This is a genomic window from Microvirga vignae, from assembly GCF_001017175.1.
GTDB classification, from domain to species: Bacteria; Pseudomonadota; Alphaproteobacteria; order Rhizobiales; family Beijerinckiaceae; genus Microvirga; species Microvirga vignae.
Window position 1 is genome coordinate 183,769 of the sequence record NZ_LCYG01000020.1, and the last position, 22,495, is coordinate 206,263.

The following is a 22,495-nucleotide window of genomic DNA, read 5'->3' on the forward strand; positions in this document are numbered from 1 at the left end:
CATTGTTCAATGGTATTTCAACCGCCTAGCCATTTCCGCGATCATGTCCCAACCGGCAGCGCAAGCAGGGACTAAGCTCATATTCCGAGAGATCGGATCAATGCTTCCCGGTTGCTGGAACGGGAGGGAACCGTGGCATCATCAGCTTCCGTCACGCGCTCCGACGTCGTCAGCCTCACCGAGGCGCTGGCAACCCGGTTCCCCGTGAGCCGGGCACTTGTGGGGGATGATGTCTTCCGGGCCATGGCGCACGCCTTCATCGAGTCGTCGCCACCCCTCTTTCCCGTGCCCATGGCCTATGGCGACGACTTCGGTGATTTCATCAATACTTTCCCGCTCCCCCGGCCGGTGCCGTATCTCGGGGACATGGCGCGTCTCGAGGCAGCACGAACCCGTGCCTGTCACGCGGCGGAAGCTAGCCCTCTGACGGTCGTGGAGCTTGCTGCTTACGCCCCTCATGCCTGGGAACGGTTCTGGGCCGTTCTCCATCCGTCCGTTCAGATCGTCAGATCCACCTACCCTATCGTGTCGATCTGGGAGGCGCACATCGCCGAGTCGCCAAGCCTGGTTGATAGTTCAAGGCCGGAGGATGCCCTGGTCGCTCGTCGGGAGCTTCAGGTCGAGATACACCGGTTGCCACACGGCGGTGCAGCTTTTGTTCAGTGCTTGATGAGCAAGGCGACGTTCAGGGAGGCGGCTGACAAAGCTGCCGTAGAGGATCCACAGTTCGATCTCGTCACGAGCCTGAGCGTGCTTCTCAGTCATCACCTGATCGTTGGGCTCAACTCACGCGCTGGCCGGTGACCTGAGCAGGGAAGACTGTGGCCGTCGCTGGTTGTTTGCATGAGGCCAGGCCAAGCCAGGATTCAACCGAAAACAATCCAGTCGGGAGCCGCGCTCGCCGCGCTCGGCGCGTTGGGTCTAATCGTCAATACGGCATTCCCTCGGCGCGCTGGCGCCGCAGGGCCTCGGCGTACCAGACGAGCTCATCGACGAAGCTGCTGACTGCCTTGTCGAGCCATGGCACCTCCGGATACCCGTCCGATGTGAGCGCTGTGCCGATCTCGGGGATCGGCAGTAGGGATGGGATGCTAGAGGGCCCGAGCTCGCAGAGCATCGCCCGCAGCTGCATGGCGGCCCTGACGCCGCCGAAACGCCCGCCCGAGTAGCAGACGATGGCTGAGGGCCGCCAGAATTACTCCTCGAGGAAGTGATCGAGAGTGTTCGACAGGCCAGGCGGGATGCTGTGGTTGTACTCTCCGGACACAACCACGAAGGCATCCGCGCGTCGGAAGAGCTCCGCGAGACGCTCCAAGATCTCGGGCGCCTCTCCCTTGGGATATTCCTTGTACATGCGATCGAGCAGCGGCAGCTTCAGCTCAAGCGGATCCACCAAGGGCGCCACATGCCCCCGGCCCTTCCAGATGGCGAATGATGAAGCGGGCGGCCTTTATCCCTTGGCGATCCGAACGAACCGAGCCCAGGATCACGGGCATAAGAAGAGGCATCTCATCTTCCTGACAATTCCGGCGTGGCTGTGAACGATTTTGATCCCGGGTACCTGTCGCATCCTTGGCATCACTGTCGGTATCCTACCCGCCTGCTGCCGGAAGCGCTCATAGACAGTTCCTATCGACATGACAGACAGCGGGCATTTCAGCTCATGCATCACGCCTGCGATCATGTTCGTGTCCAGCATTTCCTGACTTGACCAGCGGACAGTGGCACCAAGAGGCCGTCATGAGCACCAACGAGAACGAGCGCATTCTCATCGTCGACGACAATCCGGCGTTCCGGGAGACTCTCGTGAAGTGGCTCCGAGCCGCCGATCACGATGTCGTCGCGGCTGAGGGCGGCGAGCAGGCCTTTCTCATGCTACGAGATTGGCAGCGCCCCATCGGCTGGCTCTATACCCGAGCGCCTCTCCCTGGTCTGATCGACGGCTGGATCCTGGCCGATGAATACCATGACACTCATTCCGGTCGTGCGGTCATCGTTGCGGCTCCGCAGGCCCGGCCGTCCCGTGCCGGCGACATTATCCTCGCTCAACCCACACTGGCCGCGGTGATGGAAGCCCTTCGCCATCTGATGAACAGACACCGGAATCGGCCAATTTCTGCCGACACCAACTCCCGCCAGCAGCGGCGTGCTGCGTAATGCTGGGATTGGAACGGGCCGATAGCCATTCGGCATGGAGCCCATAGAGAGGCGATATTTCTGCTTTACGAAGCCACCTGGGACAATCGCAGCCATCTCTTCAGGAGGATCTCCCATGACGGAACTCTCCGATGCCCCCAAACGGGCTCGTGTTGTGATCGTTGGCGCGGGCTTTGGCGGTCTGACGGTGGCGAAGGCCTTGGCCAAGGCGCCGATCGACCTGACGGTTGTCGATCAACACAACTACCATCTGTTCCAGCCCCTGCTCTACCAGGTTGCGACGGCAGCCCTCTCACCGGCTGATATTGCTTCGCCTATCCGCACGATTCTCAAAGGACAGCGGAACTCCTCCGTGCTGCTGGCAAAGGTCACGGGCATCGATACGAACTCCGGGGAGGTCATGGCGGGAGATCGTCGGATTCCGTATGACTATCTCGTTCTCGCGACCGGCGCCCGGCACGCATACTTCGGCCATGACGATTGGGAGGCCTATGCCAAAGGCATCAAGACGATCGACGACGCGACTGCACTACGGCGCAAGATCCTGCTCGCTTTCGAGAGAGCCGAATTCGAGCATGATCCAGTGGAGCGCGGCCGCCTGCTCGCGTTTGTCATTATCGGCGGCGGTGCAACAGGGGTCGAGATCGCTGGGGCCATGGCTGAGTTGGCCCGGAAAGCGCTGGCTGTCGACTTCCGCTCGATCGACCCGACGAATGCCCGCATCGTCCTGATCGAAGCGGGTCCGCGCCTCCTCCCGGTCTTTGAGGAGCATCTCTCGGAGGCGGCCCGGCGCTCGCTGGAAGAGCTCGGGGTGGAGGTCCGGGTTTCGACCGCCGTCACAGACTGCGATGAGGCTGGTGTATCACTCGCGGATCAGCGGATCGGGACGCGCACAATCATCTGGGCCGCGGGCGTGCAGGCATCGCGGGCGGGCCAGTGGCTTGGGGCCGAGACCGACCGGGCTGGCCGGGTCAAAGTCGCGCCGGACCTCAGCGTCCCAGGATACCCGAACATCTTCGTCCTCGGTGATACGGCCCACGTGCGCGACATGGATGGAAAACCTCTCCCAGGCGTTGCCCCTGTGGCGAAGCAGGAAGGCAAGTATGTTGCCGAGCTGATCCAAACACGGATCGCCGGCGGCGATCTTCCACCCTTCCGCTACCGCGACCCGGGATCGCTCGCTACCATCGGCCGGAAGAAAGCGGTGGTGCAGTTTCGCCGGCTTCGCCTCAGCGGCTACTTGGCATGGTGGCTCTGGAGCGTGGCTCATATCTACTTCCTGATCGGGTTCCGCAACCGGCTGGTCGTGGCGATGAATTGGGCTTGGACCTATGTCAGCTTCCAGCGCGGCGCACGCCTCATCACGGGTCCTGATCCGGAGCCAGAGATCAGAACCGACAAAGGTCCGGGGATGGAGCGACTGCACGAAGTTGCCTAGGACACCAACAATCGTCCCGCGACAGATCCTGAGCAGGCTTCTGCCGCCATCAATCCCTCCTTGCAGACCTCACGTCAGGCAAGCTCTTCCATCCGTTGACGCTCCTTCTCGAGGTCCAGGGCAAGAGCAGGCTGTCCGAGCCATTGCGCCCGCATGGCCTCGCGCACGAGGGCTCCAACGGCCGGGGAATACGGGCGCCCGCGGACCGTCACCAGATTAACCTTGCGCCAGATTTCCGGGTCGACCATCGGCCGGGCCACGACCATCGGATGCCTGGCACAGCTCTTGGGCATGAAGCCAAAGCCGAGCCCCGCCGCGATCATGGCGAGAATCCAGTCGTCCCGCTCGCTGCGATAGACGGTGTCGCACCCAGCAAAACCATGCTCTCTCCAGATCGGCCCGGCATACCCGTTGAACTCGCAATTGATGCGGTTGAGATAGCGCTCCCCTGTGAGGTCGCGCGGCGTGATCACGTGCCGGGATGCGAGCGGGTGATCGGGCGAGACGACAATCATGAACTGCTCCCGGAACAACGGCATGTGGTGCAATCGCTCGTCAGGCTCCTGCCCCGGAATGCAATAGATCGCCACCTCAAGCTGGCCGTTGATGAGCCGGTTCTCCAAGTCGGCCGCGTTGGCATCGACAATTTCGAGTTCGATCCCGGGGTGTCGCGCCTGCAGGCCGCTGACGAGCCCAACGAGCTCATCAGGCTGGATTGTGCACATCACACCTAACTTCAAGGTTGTTTTCTTCAGCTTGGCGAAGTCGAAGGCCTGCCGCTTGGCTTCCTCCGCTTGGGCATAGACCTGCTCAAGATGCGGTTTCACCATGCGCCCGAGCTCTGACAGGTGCGTGTTGTTCCGCTCCCGATGGAACAGAACGCCCCCAAGTTCCTCCTCGAGCAGCTTGATCGCTCGCGTCAGGGAGGGCTGCGCGACATTGCAGTGCTCTGCCGCCCGCGTGAAGTTGAGATCTTCGCAGACGGCGAGGAAGTATCGGATCTGGTGCATCTCCATGGGAAGCCTCCTCCCCATTGGTTAGGTGGCTATACCACCGTCGCTGGCTCTGCCTGCATTCGGCGCTCATCCTCAACATACCGTCGAATGGTCCGTTGCAGTGATAGCTTCTGGCTATGGAATTGAGGCCCACTCGGCATTTCCAATCGGCCCTTGCCTGCCCGACCATGAAGCTACCGCATCGCGCCGGCTCCACTTGGTTGCCTCCATCTGGGCGCAGCGGAACAGAGGAGACGTTGATATGCTGAACCGAATTCAAGGCGCCTTTATGCTCCGGCATGGACTCTGCGCGGTCGCTCTCCTGGCGGGTGCTGTCCTGGCCGCTCCCGCACATGCCGGGGAGTGCCCCGCTGACAAGATGAAGGCCGGCGCCCGCGCCCAGGGTGAAACCCAACCTAAAGGTGTCACAGACACGACCCTCGCGTCGATCGACCTGTCGAAGGAGAAGGTCAACCTGCAAGACCGGCAGATGCGAATCCGGAGGCTGGTGGTCCAGCCTGGCGGCGTCGTTCCCTGGCACAGCCATGAGGACCGCCCTGCCCTGATCTATGTCGTCTCGGGCACGATCGAGGAATACGCCAGCAACTGCACCGTACCGATCGTGCACAAGGCCGGCGAGGTTTCGGTCGAGAAGCTCGGCGTCCAGCACTGGTGGAAGAACACGGGCAAGGCACCGGCGGTCCTGCTGTCCTCGGATGTCTTCCACGAGATGAGGAAAGAGGACGAGCACATGATGTGATCATGCCCTGACGCGTCCGGCGCCCGGCATTTCGGGCCGGCCGCCGGACCACCACAGCATTACGGGAGGTGATCATGACCCATTTCAGCCAAGATCAGCTAATGCCGATGCATGGCCATCATGCCGGCACGCTGGAGCGAACCGTTCTGATCGGCTTGATCGCCTTCCTGACGGTGGTCGATCTGTTCGGCACCCAGGCCATCCTGCCGGCGCTGGCCAGGAGCTACGGCGTGACGCCCGCCGCCATGGGCTTCGCCGTGAACGCAACCACGATGGGCATGGCGCTCGCTTGCCTGGCGGTCGCCTACTTCAGTCACCGGATTGATCGCAGGCGCGGCATCCTGGTCAGCCTGACGGGGCTCGCAATCCCGACGGCCCTCCTCGCCGTTGCCCCCGACCTTACGACCTTCACGGTGCTGCGGATCGCCCAGGGGCTGTGCATGGCCTCAGCCTTCACGCTCACCCTCGCGTATCTCGGCGAGCATTGCAGCGCCATGGACGCCGGCGGAGCCTTCGCGGCCTACATCACCGGCAATGTGGCCAGCAACCTCTTCGGCCGGCTTCTGGCGGCAGGGTTCGCCGATCATCTCGGCCTGCCAGCGACTTTCCTGTCTTTGGCCGGTTTGAACCTTCTCGGCGCGGTGATCGTCTATGTCTGGCTCACGCAATCCGCGATGATGACCGCTCAGGACGAACCCGTCCGGGCACCATTTTCGATCTGGGCCGAGCACCTGCACAATCCGCTCCTGCGACCCAGTTTCGCCATCGGCTTCTGCATCCTGTTCGCCTTCATCGGCACCTTCACTTACGTGAATTTCGTGTTGGTCCGTGAGCCGATCGCGATCGATCAGATGACTCTCGGGTTCGTTTACTTCGTATTCGCGCCCTCCATCGTCACCACCCTGCTGGCAGGCCGCGCTGTGCAGCGCTTCGGGACCCGCCCCACCTTCTGGGGATCCCTGGCCGTCGCAGGACTCGGTCTGCCCCTTCTGGTCGTGCCAAGCCTCCCCGCAGTTCTGATCGGCCTGATGCTCGTTGGCGTCGGCACCTTCTTCGCGCAGGCGACCGCGACGGGCTTCGTCAGCCATGCGGCCACAACGGACCGCGGCTCGGCGAGCGGACTTTATCTCGCCTCCTACTTCTCGGGCGGACTGGTTGGGAGCGCGATTCTGGGTCAGGCCTTCGATCGCCTCGGCTGGGGAGCGTGCGTCATCGGGGTCGGTATCTCGCTCCTGGCCGCCGCACTCCTCGCAATCCGGCTGCGACCCGCATACGAGAGACCTTTGCCCGAGACGGAGCGGGATATCCCGACACCATCTCCATCCGCTCTGCGCTAGGCGTATCCAGGCGGCTCGATAGCGGCCCTCTATCAATACGGCAGCAAACCGGCATTTCAGATCCAAGCCCTTCGCTGCCATCGTCGAATGGGTTGGATGTCAATCCACCGGAACGCGTCACGACACCCCTGCAGGAGGATCATTATGAACGTCGCCCTCACCCAGCCATCGACCGGTTTCGCGAGAGTTCTGGACGGCAAGGTCGCCATCATCACGGGCTCGACCAGCGGCATTGGCCTTGGCATCGCCCGCGCCTTCGCGTCAGCCGGAGCGTCGGTGGTCATCAACGGGTTTGGCAAGCCGGACGAGATTAACGCAACGGTCGATGGCTTCCAGAATGAAACCGGCACCAAGGCGGTCTACTCCGCTGCAGACATGACCAAGCCGGACGAGATCGCCGGCATGGTGGATCTTGCCCTGGAGACGTTCGGTCGCCTGGACATCCTGGTGAACAATGCCGGCATCCAGCATGTCAGCCCGATCGACCAGTTTCCCATCGAGAAATGGGATGCGGTTCTGGCCATCAATCTCTCCTCCGCCTTCCACACGATCCGCCTCGCCCTTCCGGCAATGCGGCGTCAAGGCGGCGGCCGCATCATCAACATCGCCTCGGCGCACGCCCTGGTCGCCTCCCCGTTCAAGGCCGCCTATGTGGCTGCAAAGCACGGGATCGTCGGTTTGACCAAGGTCGTCGCGCTTGAGACGGCGGAGCAGAACATCACATGCAACGCCATCTGCCCGGGCTATGTCTCGACCCCGCTGGTCGAAGCGCAGATCGACGACCAGGCCAAGTCTCACGGCATCCCGCGCGAGCAGGTGATCCGGGACGTGCTCCTGGCGCAGCAGCCCAACAAGCGGTTCGCCACCGTGGAGGAAATCGGTGCCTTCGCCACCTTCCTGGCCAGCGATGCCGCAGCCTCGATCACAGGTGCTGCTCTGCCAGTCGACGGCGGCTGGACCGCCCACTGAGGAGGACGTCATGCTGAACCATGGGACACCTAAGGCCGACATGAGGGGCAAGGGCTCCGACGAGGCGGTGATCCGCGAACTCGAGCGGACGGGAACCTCACCCGAAGCGATCACCGAACAACGGCTCCCAGCGACGGTGCCGACCCGCTTGCGCCGGATCCCGAAGGAGCTCGGCCAGATTGTCCTCGTGCTGCAGGGCGGCGGCGCGCTCGGAGCCTATCAGGTCGGCGCCTATCAGGCTCTGCATGAGGCCGGAGTCGAGCCGGACTGGGTGATCGGCACCTCGATTGGCGCCATCAACGCCAGCCTGATCGCAGGCAACGCGCCGGAGGACCGCATGGAGCGGCTGCGGGAGTTCTGGAGCCGCATGCAGCACAGCCCCTGGGTAGAGCTCCTGGGGGCTTGGCCACTGGTGGGACCGCTGGCCACGAACCTGACAACCATCACGCAGGGCATTCCGGCCTTTTTCAGGCCCAACCTGCCAGCTTTTCTCGGCCTCCAGGTGCCCCTCGGATCGGAAACCGCCGCCTACTACGATACCTCGCCTCTGGCCGAAACCCTGTCCGAACTCGTGGACTTCGAGCGGATCAACGGGAAGGAGACCCGCCTGACGGTGGGAGCCGCCAATGTGCGCACCAGCGAGATGCGGTACTTCGACAGCCGTGACATGGATCTCGATGTCCGACACGTGATGGCATCCGGTGCGCTCCCTCCGGCGTTCCCGGCGGTGCGGATCGACGGAGATCTCTACTGGGACGGGGGCATTCTGTCGAATACGCCGGTCGAGGCCGTGTTCGATGACAACCCGCGGAAAAACTCGGTCATCTTTGCGGTCCACATCTGGAACCCGCAGGGACCTGAGCCGGACACGATCTGGCAGGTCATGAGCCGGCAGAAGGATATCCAGTATTCCAGCCGCGCGGTCAGCCACATTGCCCGGCAGAAGCAGATCCATCGGCTCCGACATGTGATTGCCGAACTTGTGCGCCGGTTGCCGGAGAGGGAGCAAAGGACCGATGCTGTGCGGGAGCTGGCAAGCTATGGCTGCCTGACCCGCATGCATGTGGTCCGGTTGCTGGCGCCGCCTTTCGAGGGGGATGACCACACGAAGGATATCGACTTCAGTCCGCGGGGCATCCGCCGCCGCTGGGAGACGGGTTATGCCGACACGAGCCGGGTTCTGGAACTGGCGCCCTGGTTGGGCGACTTCGATCCGGTGGAGGGCTTCATCCTGCATGAGACCCGGCCCGGTGTGATGATGACGGCCGGATAAGGTGCCGGTCATGCGGACCGGCGCCTCTCCATCAATGAATAGACCTGGTGGAACTGCCGCAGGAGAAGCACTATGAAACTCACCTTCCCCCAGCCGGCGGTCGGTGCGACGAGGATACTCGACGGCAAGGTGGCGCTTGTGACGGGCTCCACCAGCGGAATCGGCCTCGGCATCGCCCGCTCATTCGCCTCTGCGGGAGCCTCGGTCGTCCTCAACGGTTTCGGCAAGCCCGAGGAGATCAGCGACGCCGTTGACGGCCTGCAGCGTGAGACCGGCAGCAGAGTAGTCTACTCTGCTGCCGACATGACCAGGCCGGACGAGATCGCCAGCATGGTGGACGTTGCCCTGGAGAGCTTCAGTCGCCTCGATGTCCTGGTCAACAACGCCGGTATCTTCCATGTCGGTCCCGTTGATCAGGTTCCGGTCGACAAGTGGGATGCGGTTCTGGCGATCAATTTGTCTTCCGCCTTTCACACGATCCGCCTGGCGCTTTCAGCGATGCGCCGCCAGGGCGGGGGCCGCATCATCAACGTCGCCTCGGCACTCGCTCTCGTCGGTTTGCCGCTCACGTCGGCCTATGCGGCGGCCAAGCACGGGATCGTGGGCCTGACCAAGGTGGTCGCGCTCGAGACGGCAGAGGAAAACATCACCTGCAATGCCATCTGCCCCGGAAATGTCTGGACGCCGCTCGCGGAGGCACACATTGCGGAGCAGGTTCAGACGCAGGGTCTCTCACGCGAGGAGGTGATCCGGAACATCCTGCTGGCCGAGCAGCCTAACAAGCGCTTTGCCATGGTCGAGGAGATTGGGGCTCTCGCCACCTTCCTGGCGAGTGATGCCGCCGCTTCGATCACGGGCGCGGCGCTCCCCATCGACGGCGGCTGGACGGCCCACTGAAACGACCCGATCAGATCCTATGCTTGGGCATCGTCATCGACGGGAGCCTCAGCGGACCTGGCCTGCTCGACTGCAAGGGCACGCTCCCCGAACCAGCGCGTGCTCATCGCCTCGCGCACCAGCGCCCCGACGGCCGGCGAGTGCGGCCGACCCCGCACGGTGACGAGGTTCACCTCGCGCCAGAACTCGGGCTCGATGATCGGCAGGCCGACCACAGCCGGATGGTTGACTGAATTGGCCGGCATGAAGGCCCAACCCAGGCCTGCCGCGACCATGGCCAACGTCCAGTCATCCCGCTCGCTCCAATAAACGGCGGTGCATTTGACGTTCTGGGCCTGGAACACCGGATCGGCATAGCCTGCGAACTCACAATTCGTGCGATGGATGTAGCATTCCCCATCGAGATCTTTCACCCGGACGGCGTTCCGGCTCGCCAAACGGTGCTGCCTCCCAAGCGCCGCAACGATCTGTTCTCGGAAGAGCGGAAGAACGTGGAGTCGCTCGTCCGGCTCCTTTCCGGGAATGCAGTAAATGGCGACCTCCAGGTCACCTTGGAGGAGACGCTCCTCCAGTTCCCAGGCATTGGCATCGGCCATCTTCAGCTCGACTCCTTCATGCCGCGCCCGAACTGCACTGATGAGGCCAACGATCTGATCCGGAGCGATGGTGCACATGATGCCGAGCTTTAGGGGAGTATGCCTCAGCCTGGCGAAATCCCCCGCTTGGCGCTTGGCCTCCTGCATCTCGCGGTAGACCTGCTCCAGATGCGGGCGGACGATCCGGCCGAGCTCCGACAGGTGCGTGTGAGTACGCTCCCGGTGGAAGAGTGGCCCTCCGAGCTCCTGTTCCAACTGCCGGATTGCGCGCGTCAGGGAGGGTTGAGCCACATGGCAGCGCTCGGCCGCGTGGGTGAAGTTAAGGTCCTCGCACAGGGCGAGAAAGTACCGCACCTGATGCATTTCCATCGCACACCTCCCGCAAGCTTGGCCTTCATGGCCGGCGAGGGTCTGATTCCCTTTGGGTTTGAACTTTGCTCCATCAGAAGGTGATGGAGAACGCGATCAGGAGAACCGCAGAACCAAATTCGCCAATCTGCTGTTGCCCATAGTGGTCTCCCGCTGACTTCAGGTGCCCTGAGCAAGTGCCTCCGTGGGGCCACAAAGGTTCGCCTCAACCATTGGCGGACGAATTTTTGCATGGATACTAAGGCGATGGTCGAGCCGATGTGCGGAAGGGCACCTGGACGCTGAGGTGAAACCTCCAACACCGGACATCCTACTAACCGCCCAACACAACGCCCGGCTAAACTACGCGAATCATCTTAACTTCCGCGAAATAACGGCAAACTGAAGAATAGGAGTTATGGGCCAGCCAAGCGGTGCAATATCGCGTGCTGAGTGGCTGTTTCCGCGCCCTTTTGGCGTGTCGGACGAACACATGGGCCAAGCTCGCCGCAGGCATCGATGCTCTCCCTCTATCGACGCAAGAGCCACAAAGTATTTCCGCCACGCAGCCCCTACCCTCATCCTAGATCCATTGGCTTTCGGAAAGGCTCGTCTCGACCATGACCAGCATTTCTGAAGCGACAAACTGAAACAGCCATAGCACCGAGTTCCAGACGAAATGTCTGTTTGGGTGCCGGTCTCAATTTGAGGAGTTCTGGGCATGCGCAAGCTTCTCCTTGCCTTTCTGGTTGGCGGTATTCTGGGAGCCAGTGTTGGGGTGGCCCTCGGGTTTTTCTTCTTCCCGTTCGTGTTCCCTCCCCCGGTCGCGATGGACGCCCTGAGTGAAAACGAACGTACGAAGGTAATCGCGACCGGTGAGTTCCTTCACGCCAATCCCGCCGATCCAATTCATTACGGCCGTGGACGCGTGACGGCCACCTCAAGAACGGTGTTTCTCGAGGACGACTTCGAGGTCGGTCCCGGCCCAGCATTTCATGTCTACCTGGTGCCACGGAAGGAGGTGCGCCGATCCGCGGATGTCACCGGAACCATGTTCGTTGACCTCGGCCCCCTGCGCGCGTTCAAGGGAAGCCAGCGCTATTCGATCCCGAGCGGAGTCGATGTGGCTCAATTCGACAGTGTCGTGATCTGGTGTCGCGAATTTTCGGTTCTGATCTCGCCGGCTGACCTTCAATTCAAGACATCAAAGCTAAGTGCCGTAGGTGAAGCTGACCCGTCGATCGCCCGATAAGTCCACATGGGCACATGGAAACCACTGCTCGGTGTCATTGAACATGGATAATCAGGTGATGGAACAAATATCCATGAAGTTCCCCCACCCTTTACACATGTCTGGTTAGGCGCGACGAGCGGACCAAAACGTTACTTCCGAGAAGTGCCAATTGCTGACATTCCCACTATCTCCATTCGGGACGCATCAATCTGGACTATCAGCCCCAAGACTCGTCGATCGGCTTTCCAAACCTGCCCGCCATTCAGCACCCGCATCACGACGCGAGTGTCGACGTCCTGCCTTTTTCAGTCCGGGCCGGCTGGTAGGGCCTGATCGAGAACGTCTGAAGACGCACGAGGGCGGCGCTCAGGCGGGCGGCCTCCTCATAGCGGGTTTCATCATGGGGCGGCTGGTCCGTGTGGCCGCTGGCGAGCGCCTCTGTCGTTGCGACCAGCCGGCGGAGCGGCTTGGCGAGCCATGCCGAGAATAGGTAGAGCAGGACGAGACCGACCAGTGCACCGGCGCCGAGCAGCATCCAGAAGGCCTGTGCGATGGCCCGCGTGGGATCGAGCACCGTGTTCAGGTCCGCACGTACGATGAGGCTCCAGCCGAAGCTGGGCATGTCCTTAAACTGGATCGAGGGAATGACGGCCGCTATGTAGTCCTTGCCGTCCTGCCATCTTTCGCGAAGCGAGATCGATATGCCCTGGCCGGCGGCGACGGCCGACCCTTCGGACAATCTCGTCTCCTGAAGCTCCGGCGGGCCCGAGAGAACCATCCGGTCCCGCGAGACGAGAAGGGCATCGACTCCCTGTCCCCTCACGGCCTGGATGATATCCCTGACCATGTTCCAGTCGAAATGCGCCCCGATGACGCCGATCACGGCGCCTTGGTCGTTCCTGATCGGAGCAGAGAAATCGACGAAACGGCGCGGCTCCTGCGTGGCGGGGAGAAGCTTCGCCAGAAGAACCGCCTCATGCACATCGACAGCGGTCGGGCCGTTAAGGCCGCGGCGAAACCACGGCCTCTCGGCAACGCTTGCGCCCTCCAGCATGCCCTGCGAGGCGGCGATTACCTTCCCCTGCACATCGGCCACGCCGATCCAGGTATAACGCCGATCCACCTGACCCAGCAGGGTGAACTGGCGGCGGATTTCCTCAGGATCGTCCAGGCGAACGACGCGCGCCATTCCCTCAACGTCCTGCCAGAGCTCGTGCATGCGCTGTCCGAGCTGGTTGGCGACGATTTCGCCAAGAAGCCGCAAGCGCGCGCTGTTGGCCACCTCTGCACGGCGCTGCATGGCATTCGTGAACATGGTGCCGGCCACGATGGCTGGCACGAGCATCAGCAAGGCGCCGATGACGAATACAAGTGTCTTGATCCCGATGCGCATTCTCGCGCTCTCCTCTCTTGCGCCTACCGCGACGCCAGGCTGCGCATCCAGCCTCTGATCATCTCGGGAAGGTCGCCCCGCCCGGTTCCCGGCTTCGCATCTGCCGTGTGGAGCTTGCGCAGAATCCCATCGCGCTGTTCCGGAGTTGGACGCAGGGACAGGTGATAGCCGTCGTTCGTTTCTTTCGATATTCGGACGGCGACATCGCCGACATCCGCAAGAGCGATCGCTCCCAGGGCGCCGACCGTCAACCCGGCCAATCCGCGGACACGGGCATGATCGACTCCGAGCTCGAGCACCCAGGACGGGAGTCGTTGCGATCCGACGGAAATCGTGGCCAGCTCGACATTCTCGCGCTGGGGCCGGTTGGCGCGAGGCCGCTCGATGCAGACCAGCATGGTGATGGCGAGCACGACCAGATTGTAGATCGTCCAGAACAGGATGATCCTGATGCCATCTCCGGCTTTGGCCACGTGGCTGAAATGATCCGGGAAGATCAGGGGCAGGAGCATTCCCAGCACGGTGAGGCCGAAGAGGATCGCGAAGGGCTTCATCATCGGCCATTGCACGATTGTCTTCGTCCGGTCGCCGCCCTTGGCCGTTACGCGGAATTTGTGCGGTCCTTTGGTCAACAGACCCATCGCTGCCGCGCGCGTGATGGGCCATGCGGCAATGAGCTGGGACACATCGTTGAGCACAGGCCAGATCAAGCCGCCGGAGATCCAGTTGAGCGTGATCAGCACGGCTGCGTAATAGGGCAGATAGTACGAAACGACATCTGTCAGCGAGGCATTCACGACGAAGATGCCGAAGTACCAGTAGAGCAGCGGGCCGATGAGAGCGATCAGGCGGAACGGAAAGGTTGTCGTCCAGAACATTACCGAGTCGACGAGGCTCAGGCGCTGCATGAAGCGCAAGCCATTGGCGCCGAAGGGATTGTAGACGTTGCGCACGATCTCCATCATGCCCAGGCACCATCGCCCGCGCTGCACAACATATTCGTGCAGTCCTTCCGGGGCGAGCCCTTCCGTGAGCGCTTCGTTGAGGTAGACCGTGCGATAGCCGTGGCTGTCGAGGCGGATGGTCAGAAGGAAGTCTTCCGTCACGCTCTGCGTCGGCAGGCCGCCGATCTCGCGCAAAGCCGAAACGCGCACCATCGAGGAGGTCCCGCAGCACACCGCGATGCCCCATGCGTCGCGCGCAGGTTCCAGATGATCGAAGAAGAAGCGCTGCTCGTCGGGATAGGCGGAGGCGATGTAGAGATTGTGCTGGATCGGGTCCGGATTGAAGAAGTGCTGCGGCGTCTGGACGAGGCCGACCTTCGGATTGTGGAATAGGGCGACGGCCCGGCGCACGAAATTGCGGTGCGGCACGAAATCCGCGTCGAGGACGGCGACGAAGTCGGGGGCATCCTCATCCTTCAGGCGCTGTGTCAGCGTGTAGTTGATGTTGCCTGCCTTCGCGTGCTCGTTGGTGGGTCGTGTCCTGTGCTCGGCGCCATAGCGGCGGCATACCTCGGTCAGCCATTCCCGGCGCCCGTCGTCGAGAACGAAGACTCGTAAGCTCGGATAATCGCTCGCCTGCGCACCGGCGAGCGTGCGCTCGAGAACCTCCAATTCCTCGTTGTAGGTGGCGATGTAGAGGTCGACGCGCGGCGGATTGCTGCCCCACCAGGCGATGTTCCGGTCCGCTTCCTCATGTCGGTCTTTCCGGCGGGTGAGGAACAGATAGGCCGTGGTCGAGGACACGAGAGTCAGGGCCTCGATCGCTACGAAAATCCATCCGGCGATGACATCGAGGGTGAGGCCTTCGGCCGCCGACGGAACGGTCTCGGTGATCCGCCAGATCATGTAGCGCCAGCCCAGCAAGGTCGTCAGACCGAGCAATAGGGCACGGATCCAGGTGCTCTTCGGCGGGGCGAGCGGCAGCAGCAGCAGGGCAAGGCCAATGACAATGGCTAGACCCGCGAGGCTCGACAGGTATTGGTCGAGGACGAGCATCTACAGGCCGAGATCCGCGAGCTTCTGCCGGATGCCGGCGAGCGGCCCGCCTACGAAGACCACCCGGCCCGTGCGGCCGACGGCGCAGGAGAGGTCCGGATCGCTCGCAAGCTCCGGAATGCTCAAGGCGACGTCGAAGCGGGTCAGGTGCTCGGGGCTGGGACCGATGGCGAGCGTGCTGTAGAGGCCGGCTGCCCCCGATCCGCCGAGGCGGGTGATCGTTCCCTCGAAGACCCGGCTGTCGCCGACCAGCCGGAACTGGGCCGGCATGCCAATCCGGAGGGTGGAATAGACACTCTCGCTCACGCTGGCCGTGACCATGACGGCGGAGCAATCCACGAACCGGACGAGATCCTGCCCTTGGTTGACGTGTTCTCCGCTGCTGGCAAGGAAGTTCCAGACGATGCCGGGGCTCTGCACCGAGAGTTCTGCCGAGGTCAGGCGATTGACCCGGACCCGCTCGGCCGCGATCTGCTCGGCGGTCAGGCTCAGGCGGCGGCTGACATTGTCGGCCTCCGCCTTGAGCTCGGCCAGCCTGAGGTCGAACTCCCGGATGCGTTGGATCGAAAACGGTGCGTCGTTGTAGGAATCACCGATGAAGACGCCGTTCTGAGCCGACGAGAGTTCCGCCGTGAGATAGGTGATGCGCTCGCGGGTGCTGGCGATGTCCTGCTGCGCGACGTCGTGTTGGGCCTTGGCGCGGTCGAGGGTGATCGCGGTCTGCACGCCGCGCGAACTCAGCTCGCGGGTCCGGTCCAGAGCGCTGTTCGCCTCGCGGAACCGTGCCTCCGCCGAGTTCACGGCGGTCTGCGCCTCAGCGATGCGGGACCGGATCTGGCGCACTCGCCCTTCCTGATAGCTCTTGGCCTGGGTGTCCAAGACCTTGCGGGCCTCGTCCACCGCCGCGGTCTGGGCCTGGAGCCGGGCGAGATCCGCCTCGAGTGTGGAGCGGGTTCGCTCCAGGTCAATCAGGCGGGCATTGTCGAATTGGTTGTCGGTGATGCGCACAACGGTCTCTTCAGGGGAGATCTGGGCTCCAATCGTGCGCACAGAGAACTCGGCCAGTCCCTGGATGGGCGCACGCAGGACGGTGGTGCGGGCATTGATCGTGGCGTCGGCGCTGGTTCCCGAGAGGTACTCGCCGACAACGACATAGAGCCCTCCAAGGAGCAGGATTGCTCCCAAGAAGATACGGACGAATTTCATTGGTTAGAACTCGATCGGGACCTGAGACAGATTAGGCTGCAACGACCTTGCCCTTGCCCCTGATTGAAGACGCATCCGCTATCAGGCTACGAGGTAGGTCAGAGACATAAGTCTTAACCTAGCCGTTGGTTTCTGATGGGGTAATCCGAAAGAGGTTTTTGGACAACGGGGCCATGTGGCGACGTGATGTCCTATCACGCCGCTGACACCGTGATAGGCGCATGCTTCTGTTCAACGAGCACTGTAGCGCGCACGAGGTGAGCTGAGCTTGTGTGGCGCTATTCTGAAGGTCGCCTTCGGGTCAAAAGGCGAAGTTCCCCACCCTTCACAAACGTCGGCTCACCGCTCACAAGCTGACCAAGATGCAACGTCTGTGATGTGCCAGAAGCAGTCCTTGGGTGCCCTCGACGTCGAAGTCACGTTTCAATCCCTTGTGGATATTTAGGTCAGCGGCATACACGGCTGCTGACTCATCGCGAAAGCTCGGAAGGTCCGCTACAGGGATGCTGACCTTGGCTACAGCAAGTTTCCGCGTTCCTCTGTGCCGCTGTTGCGGACGCATGCGTGACTTCAACGCTCCCTGACGGCAAAACCGTTTGGCGGCTCGATAGCCGCCACAGATGATAGGTAAAGTTGCCAACAACTGCGACCGAAAGGACCTGAACCCAGCCAGTGAACTTGGCCGCCGCGAACATGGACTTGACCACTCGCACCGCCTTGGATCCATTCTGGCAGTCATCGCCTGGCGGCTCTCGTCAGGACGGCAGCCGTATTTCCCGAAAGGATTCGCCAAGTTGGAGTGCAGCGCTCCGTCGATCGCCCATATCCACGAGCAGATCGAGTATTCTCAACAGCTTCTGGGCAAGGGACAGTGACATCGATGCGTCGCGCCCCGCGAAGTCCTGAACGAGCTGGGCAATCCTTGCGCTGAGGAATGTGCCTCGCCAGCCCTTCAGAGATTGGAGCCCGCCGCCAATGACTGCAAGGACTTGGTCGGCAAAAGCATCGGCCGGATAAGAGGCCTTCGCACGTTCGCAAAGGGTAAGATAGTGGTCCATCACCGGCGCGGCCCAGCCCCCAGCCCGCACGAAGCGATCAATAATCGGCAGAATTCGAGCGATCTCGGACCAGTCGCCGTTCACATAGCGCGCCGCGCCATTCGCGCGCTCGATTTCAACAAACATCAGGGTCTGCACTAGCCGCGGCTGATCGAAACCGGAGAACTCACCGCTGCGATAGGACTCCTTCTCAATTGCTGAAGAAGCGAGCAACCGTTCAAGGCAAAGCTCAAGAACCTCAATCGCATCAGAGGGCACGGCCGCTGCATCGTAGATGTAGCGGCATACATAGGAGCTGGCGAATGGTGCGAGAAGCGCCCAGCAATTGTCGCTCTCGAGCTGAAGGATCGGCTCGAGCAATCGCGGTTTGATATCCGCGAGCGGAAGAAGCCCCGCGATCCGGCCCAACGTCTCCCCGAGTTCGTGGATCCACTCAAAGAGGTTTGACGAGCTCCGATCACGGCGGCCCGGCTTCACCCAAGGTGGCGCGTTCTTCTCGTTAGTCCAGGTGAGAACCGACGACATAAAATCGAGGAAGAAGGGCTTTGCATCGCTCGCGACAATTCCTTCGATTGGACCGTGTCGGATGATCTTGGCCGCGTACTGCGAGTACCAGTACACATCGGGCTCGCTCCACACTTCGTTTGGGTCCGCCGCGTCGCTGTCATCGTAATCTTCATAGTGCTGACGCCGACCGCGCGCGTTCCGTGCATCGAGCTTCACCCAAGCCGGCGGCGGCTGAGGGATTGGCAACCAGCCCGCGCCATTCAGGTAGAACTCAGCGGCATGGTTGAGAGCGGCCTGGGCGTCTTCCTGCGAATGGACAGGATCGCCTGGGCCGCGCATCTCGCCCGGGGGGACCCGCTTAATGTGACAGAGCGAAAAGGCAAGGACGAGCGCCGACCAAGCCAGCTTTGGATCGATACTCCAGAGCCCAGAAACCTCCTGCAAAGCAGCCAGCGACACCACTTCAAGCGGATGCGCCACGAGCGCTAAGAGTTTGGTCGCCGCGTCCTTCTCCGCAGTGCCGTTTCTCAGGTCAGCCGCCAGACCGCGCGCAACGAAGATCGATGGGTGCCAAGGGATGATGCTTCTCGACGTCCAATATGCGTCGCGCTCTTCCGGAGCGCGGATCGCCCGGTTGAGGATTTCACGGGCCCAATCGAGATCGGCGGGGTCAAGCTGCTCACGCAAATTCAAGGCCACAGCAGCAGTTGCGGCGACCGCACCGCGGTGCATCTCGATCTGATCGTCTTCGCCTTCTGGCGCTTCAAACAGGGCAGGATTGTCGATCTGCTTCGCGAGCGCAATTGCCTCATGGGTTGTGAACCCGTCAGCAACCTTTCCATCTTCAAAGGTCTTTGCTGCCCAGGTCCAGAGCTGCGCCTTTCGGAGGTACAACGTCGCCTTTTCAGCCTTCACTTGCCGTTCGGGGGCGGCTGCTGATGGGCTGACATGGTTCAGCCAGATAGTGTCGGGATCCTCACTGGCGCAGTAAGCCTCGTAGTTCTCGGGGTCAGCCAGCTCCTCATATTCGAGTGCCTGTGCGAGGTAGTTTTCCCGCGCAGCCGGATCGTTTTGCTCCTCTTCGTAACGGTACGGGAGCGCGTTCTTGAAATTGCGGATCGCCGTGCGCGTTCTCTCCGCGAACTGTTCACCGCCGAAAACGTATCGGGGAACCAGCCATCGCAGCTGCTTCTTCCGGGCAGTCCGCTCGTTCACGGACCGGATGGCGTCGATGTGCGCCTGGTCGGTGCGAGCCTTAAAGCCCATGAGGCTAGTGGTGTTCGCCGAGATGTCCTGGGCCATGCGGTTGTGATCGGCCGACCATAGCGCCTGTGATGTGACGAGGGGGAAGACCGCTTCGGAAATGGCATCGGTATCGAGCGCCAACGCAACAGCGACACCGAGGATGGCAATGCATTCATTCCCCTCGACGATCTCCTGGATCAGTACGTCAAGTGAACGACCGCGCTTGAGTTCGGCGAAACACCAATCCTCAAGCGCCAAGAACCCGCAAGCGATGGGCTTCGGTGCCCAAAGGGCGCGAAACCAGAGGTATTCCCGGGTACCGCCCCAGAACCTTTGTGTGCCCCATGGGAAGGTGAGTTCGAGCGGTATGGGGGGTGCCCCCGCGGTCGCGGGAATGGCGATGAAGTTGCCGCCAAGCGGTCATCGCATGATTGCAGAGCCCACGCAAAAGGCGAAGCGCGTCAGCTGGCGCGGACTGAAAGAGCGCATGAAACGGCTCCCTCAGAGGCGATGGCGGCCAGAAGTTTTGTGTATCCTCATCAATCGAGAGTCGTTCCCAGTCATGATAAGAGAATTCACCAATGCTCCGGATTGAGAACCCACTAGCGATGCCGAGCTCATCGATGCGCGTGCGCTCACTCTCGGGTTTTCCGAGCGCCGCAAGGCTGCGCTCGGAGGCCTTTTGCAACTCCTTTCTCTCCCGCGCGACCTGATCGTCGGGAAGCTCTTTCGTCAGGTGTGCAAGGGTCAGCTCGACCAGCAACTGGGGGTGTGAGCGCGCGAGATAACCCGAAAAGCCGACCAACTCCTCAAACTGGCGGCTCCGCATGCGATCTGCCCGGATGACGCGCTCAAGATACTCGGTTGTGAGTTCCGGTTCGGTCCGGGACGATGTGAGAATGAGCGCTGAGAGCCGACGCCGGAAATCGCCGAAATCAGGAACCTGATGCCAGCGGCTTGATGTCGGCGTCGGCACATCGTCCGACGACACGCAGTCAATTTCGCGAAGCCACTCTGCGCACCTCGATATGATCGCCTTCGAAATGGGATTGGGGTAGTCCCAGAGCGCGTTCTGCCAGATCTCGAATACAGCGACAATCTCTGGGTAGAGACGTGAAGGGATCTCGTCGAGGCGGGCAAGAATAAAAGTGATCAGGCGGCGCCATGCCGCGAAATCGGATGGCCAGCCAAGGAGGTCCGCGAACCGCTGGCGCTGCTCTTGGGGTAGATTGCCCGCGAGGATCGTTGGATTCGGGATGGTCTTTTCAGACTGGAACCAGACGAGTACCTTCTCAAGCAGGCGGAAGTCATTGGCATAAACTGCGGTCGCGAAGCGCTCCGGAGCAACTTCGAATTTAGCCGAGCCAAGGGGGCCAACGAGCCAAGCGCGCATCCACTGGGACCTCAGACCAGACGTTTCGGCCTGCGCCAGGTAGGCCCCCCAATTCTGGTCTTCGGTGTACTCCCACTGCGATAGCAGCTCGACGACACGAGCGACAGCCGGCGGCTCGCCACAAGCTCTAATCTCATCAAGCCACTGCGACGCCTGATCGGCTAGAACGTGAAAGAAGGCCCGCTCAAAGAAGATGTCGTGGGCAAATCGGACAGAGTGTCCCGCCCGGGCATCCTGCAGGATGCCGTCCGTCCTCAGGTCGTCGATGTGAGCAACCGACTTTAGCTGGCTGAGTCTGATCGGCTGACTGAGCTGTCGCGCGCGAACCGTGGCGAGATCGAGTATCGCACGTTGCCGTTCAACCGCACTCTGACCAGAAGCGTTGTAGCCGCCGCGCTTCCACCAGTTCTCGATCAGATCGATTTCGGACTGGGGCGTGAAGGACGGCCCCCTCGGATCGGCGATGAAACTTTGGTTCAGGACCTTGGCAAAGAACGGTCGCCGCACGATCGCCTTGACCTGACGCGTGCCAAACAGGAGTGATCGGAGATGGGGTTTTGCGTTGGCGAGAAGCTCCGCCTCGTCATCGTTCAGAGCGTCGACGCCAAGCGTCTCAACCTTGGCTAGAGCAAGCACGTCGCCCAGCCAGTTGCGCAGAATCTCAATCTCAGTGTCGCGGAGGGAGACGACGATCCGCCAGTTGCCGAGCAGCGGAGACTGCACAACGGTGCGGATCACATCCAGCACAACAGGTTGGTGCTCCTTCTCGACTCGATCAATCGCGTCGATAAAAAGGATCGGCGTACCCGCCGCCCCGATCTCAACGAGTAGGTGTTCGAGGGAAGCGCTCGACATCCCTTGGGACGCCGCGTAGCTGATCCAACTCGTGCCTTCGAGCTGCTCTGCTTTGAGGAAAAGTGTTGGACCGTCTTTGAGCGACCGCTGAACGGCGCGGCGCATGAGCACGGACTTGCCACTGCCCGGCAGTCCGCGAACTTGAACGAGGCGGGCCGTGTTTAGCTTTGAGTCCAGCTCTGCCAGGAGTGTCGGTCGCTCAAGCTTCGTGCCTCCAACATCATCTTGGATCAGCTCCGCATAGCTCTTGGCGAGCGCGGAAACATTGTCGAGGTCGTCCTGCAAAGAGGTCGCGCCACGCAGACGCGCGACTTGCGCGATCGAGCGAACCAGCCGCGGACGATCAAACTGCCCCGCCTTGCCCGCCGAGGCTCGGGCGAGCTGGACCATTCGCGACCAGATAAGAGGCGCCTTAGCAGCGTCACCTGGGATGAGGCAGTCACGGATACGATTGATCGCTTCGGGCGGGTCAGCTGCGCCCTCGCGCAGGAAATCGAAACGGATCAGGACGAAGTGAGCGAGGAACCGGTGCACTTCCTCACTCGTGCATAGCGAACCTTTGGTGTCATTGAGGAGCGCAACCATGTCCGCTCTGACCGCCTTTTCGGCTGGGCCGGCATTTCCGCCCTCCGCGAAGCGCGCATCGAAATGCGCTGGTGTAAGGCTTTCGCGCGCCAGATCACAAAGGGTCCTGAGAGCCCTTTCCTTGGCGGAGGTTATCGTTCCGACCGCCGCCCCATGGCGGTCCACGCCACTCCGAAAGTCCGGTTTTCCAAGGGTAGCCCAACTATCGCGAATGATGTCGCGGAAATCCTCGTTAGACTCCGCCTTGCT

At 61.8% G+C, this 22,495-nt stretch carries 16 protein-coding genes and 1 pseudogene; 9 read left to right on the forward strand and 8 right to left on the reverse strand.

From position 1 onward, the window contains the following. Positions 1–132 precede the first annotated feature (132 nt). Positions 133–804: an HvfC/BufC N-terminal domain-containing protein gene (locus AA309_RS09090; RefSeq protein WP_052954593.1), complete on the forward strand. Its 672-nt coding sequence runs from the start codon at positions 133–135 to the stop codon at positions 802–804. A 124-nt stretch (positions 805–928) separates the two neighbouring features. Here the strand turns inward: AA309_RS09090 and AA309_RS09095 are convergent. Continuing rightward, positions 929–1,508: pseudogene (locus AA309_RS09095) on the reverse strand (NADPH-dependent FMN reductase). Positions 1,509–1,740: 232 nt separating this feature from the next. On the opposite strand from AA309_RS09095, the gene AA309_RS31820 reads away from it, so the two are divergent. Further along, positions 1,741–2,157, forward strand: a complete 417-nt coding sequence (locus AA309_RS31820; protein WP_052954594.1) for a DNA-binding transcriptional response regulator — start codon at positions 1,741–1,743, stop codon at positions 2,155–2,157. A gap of 115 nt (positions 2,158–2,272) precedes the next feature. Beyond that, complete coding sequence (locus AA309_RS09110; RefSeq protein WP_047188670.1) at positions 2,273–3,595, forward strand: NAD(P)/FAD-dependent oxidoreductase; 1,323 nt, start codon at positions 2,273–2,275, stop codon at positions 3,593–3,595. Positions 3,596–3,669: 74 nt separating this feature from the next. Here the strand turns inward: AA309_RS09110 and AA309_RS09115 are convergent, their stop codons facing one another. Next, positions 3,670–4,611, reverse strand: coding sequence for a LysR family transcriptional regulator (locus tag AA309_RS09115; protein ID WP_047188671.1), 942 nt, complete (start codon positions 4,609–4,611; stop codon positions 3,670–3,672). 241 nt (positions 4,612–4,852) lie between these two features. Between AA309_RS09115 and AA309_RS09120 the strand changes: the two genes are divergently transcribed. The 5 genes from AA309_RS09120 to AA309_RS09140 all read left to right on the forward strand — a co-directional run bounded on the left by AA309_RS09120 (position 4,853) and on the right by AA309_RS09140 (position 9,826). Continuing rightward, on the forward strand, positions 4,853–5,350 hold the full coding sequence (locus AA309_RS09120; RefSeq protein WP_047188672.1) for a cupin domain-containing protein: 498 nt from the start codon (positions 4,853–4,855) through the stop codon (positions 5,348–5,350). 74 nt (positions 5,351–5,424) lie between these two features. Continuing rightward, entirely contained in the window at positions 5,425–6,687 is a 1,263-nt protein-coding gene (locus AA309_RS09125) for an MFS transporter (RefSeq protein WP_047188673.1), read from the forward strand. 144 nt (positions 6,688–6,831) lie between these two features. Continuing rightward, the gene (locus tag AA309_RS09130) at positions 6,832–7,656 is read left to right on the forward strand and encodes a 3-hydroxybutyrate dehydrogenase (RefSeq protein ID WP_047188674.1); all 825 of its coding nucleotides are present in this window, start codon (positions 6,832–6,834) and stop codon (positions 7,654–7,656) included. 10 nt (positions 7,657–7,666) lie between these two features. Continuing rightward, positions 7,667–8,929 carry a patatin-like phospholipase family protein gene (locus AA309_RS09135; protein ID WP_244470305.1) on the forward strand — a complete coding sequence of 421 codons (1,263 nt, stop codon included), beginning with the start codon at positions 7,667–7,669 and terminating at the stop codon, positions 8,927–8,929. A gap of 72 nt (positions 8,930–9,001) precedes the next feature. Beyond that, entirely contained in the window at positions 9,002–9,826 is an 825-nt protein-coding gene (locus tag AA309_RS09140; protein WP_047188675.1) for a 3-hydroxybutyrate dehydrogenase, read from the forward strand. A 17-nt stretch (positions 9,827–9,843) separates the two neighbouring features. Here AA309_RS09140 and AA309_RS09145 read toward each other — a convergent pair whose 3' ends face one another. Next, positions 9,844–10,791, reverse strand: coding sequence for a LysR family transcriptional regulator (locus AA309_RS09145; protein ID WP_047188676.1), 948 nt, complete (start codon positions 10,789–10,791; stop codon positions 9,844–9,846). A gap of 700 nt (positions 10,792–11,491) precedes the next feature. Between AA309_RS09145 and AA309_RS09150 the strand changes: the two genes are divergently transcribed. Beyond that, positions 11,492–12,022 (forward strand): DM13 domain-containing protein, encoded by a 531-nt coding sequence (locus AA309_RS09150; RefSeq protein ID WP_047188677.1) that lies wholly within the window; start codon positions 11,492–11,494, stop codon positions 12,020–12,022. Positions 12,023–12,278: 256 nt separating this feature from the next. Here the strand turns inward: AA309_RS09150 and AA309_RS09155 are convergent, their stop codons facing one another. The 5 genes from AA309_RS09155 to AA309_RS35795 all read right to left on the reverse strand — a co-directional run bounded on the left by AA309_RS09155 (position 12,279) and on the right by AA309_RS35795 (position 22,411). Further along, positions 12,279–13,397 (reverse strand): cache domain-containing protein, encoded by a 1,119-nt coding sequence (locus AA309_RS09155; protein WP_047188678.1) that lies wholly within the window; start codon positions 13,395–13,397, stop codon positions 12,279–12,281. Between the two features lie 23 nt (positions 13,398–13,420). Further along, positions 13,421–15,397: a glycosyltransferase family 2 protein gene (locus AA309_RS09160; RefSeq protein ID WP_047188679.1), complete on the reverse strand. Its 1,977-nt coding sequence runs from the start codon at positions 15,395–15,397 to the stop codon at positions 13,421–13,423. After that, positions 15,398–16,603 carry an HlyD family secretion protein gene (locus tag AA309_RS09165; protein ID WP_047188680.1) on the reverse strand — a complete coding sequence of 402 codons (1,206 nt, stop codon included), beginning with the start codon at positions 16,601–16,603 and terminating at the stop codon, positions 15,398–15,400. Positions 16,604–17,358: 755 nt separating this feature from the next. Continuing rightward, positions 17,359–19,671 carry a hypothetical protein gene (locus AA309_RS35790; RefSeq protein WP_200901965.1) on the reverse strand — a complete coding sequence of 771 codons (2,313 nt, stop codon included), beginning with the start codon at positions 19,669–19,671 and terminating at the stop codon, positions 17,359–17,361. Next, complete coding sequence (locus AA309_RS35795; RefSeq protein WP_200901966.1) at positions 19,661–22,411, reverse strand: ATP-binding protein; 2,751 nt, start codon at positions 22,409–22,411, stop codon at positions 19,661–19,663. Before AA309_RS35795 ends, AA309_RS35790 begins: the two co-directional genes overlap by 11 nt. Positions 22,412–22,495: the final 84 nt, after the last annotated feature.

What these genes read in the sequence shown, in the direction of transcription:
- AA309_RS09150 (WP_047188677.1), top strand. Translation starts at nt 11,492, where the DNA reads ATGCGCAAGCTTCTCCTTGCCTTTCTGGTTGGCGGTATTCTGGGAGCC.
- AA309_RS09135 (WP_244470305.1), top strand. Translation starts at nt 7,667, where the DNA reads ATGCTGAACCATGGGACACCTAAGGCCGACATGAGGGGCAAGGGCTCC.
- AA309_RS09115 (WP_047188671.1), bottom strand. Translation starts at nt 4,611, where the DNA reads ATGGAGATGCACCAGATCCGATACTTCCTCGCCGTCTGCGAAGATCTC.
- AA309_RS09160 (WP_047188679.1), bottom strand. Translation starts at nt 15,397, where the DNA reads ATGCTCGTCCTCGACCAATACCTGTCGAGCCTCGCGGGTCTAGCCATT.
- AA309_RS09145 (WP_047188676.1), bottom strand. Translation starts at nt 10,791, where the DNA reads ATGGAAATGCATCAGGTGCGGTACTTTCTCGCCCTGTGCGAGGACCTT.
- AA309_RS09125 (WP_047188673.1), top strand. Translation starts at nt 5,425, where the DNA reads ATGACCCATTTCAGCCAAGATCAGCTAATGCCGATGCATGGCCATCAT.
- AA309_RS09165 (WP_047188680.1), bottom strand. Translation starts at nt 16,603, where the DNA reads ATGAAATTCGTCCGTATCTTCTTGGGAGCAATCCTGCTCCTTGGAGGG.
- AA309_RS09140 (WP_047188675.1), top strand. Translation starts at nt 9,002, where the DNA reads ATGAAACTCACCTTCCCCCAGCCGGCGGTCGGTGCGACGAGGATACTC.
- AA309_RS09110 (WP_047188670.1), top strand. Translation starts at nt 2,273, where the DNA reads ATGACGGAACTCTCCGATGCCCCCAAACGGGCTCGTGTTGTGATCGTT.
- AA309_RS09120 (WP_047188672.1), top strand. Translation starts at nt 4,853, where the DNA reads ATGCTGAACCGAATTCAAGGCGCCTTTATGCTCCGGCATGGACTCTGC.
- AA309_RS09155 (WP_047188678.1), bottom strand. Translation starts at nt 13,397, where the DNA reads ATGCGCATCGGGATCAAGACACTTGTATTCGTCATCGGCGCCTTGCTG.
- AA309_RS09130 (WP_047188674.1), top strand. Translation starts at nt 6,832, where the DNA reads ATGAACGTCGCCCTCACCCAGCCATCGACCGGTTTCGCGAGAGTTCTG.
- AA309_RS31820 (WP_052954594.1), top strand. Translation starts at nt 1,741, where the DNA reads ATGAGCACCAACGAGAACGAGCGCATTCTCATCGTCGACGACAATCCG.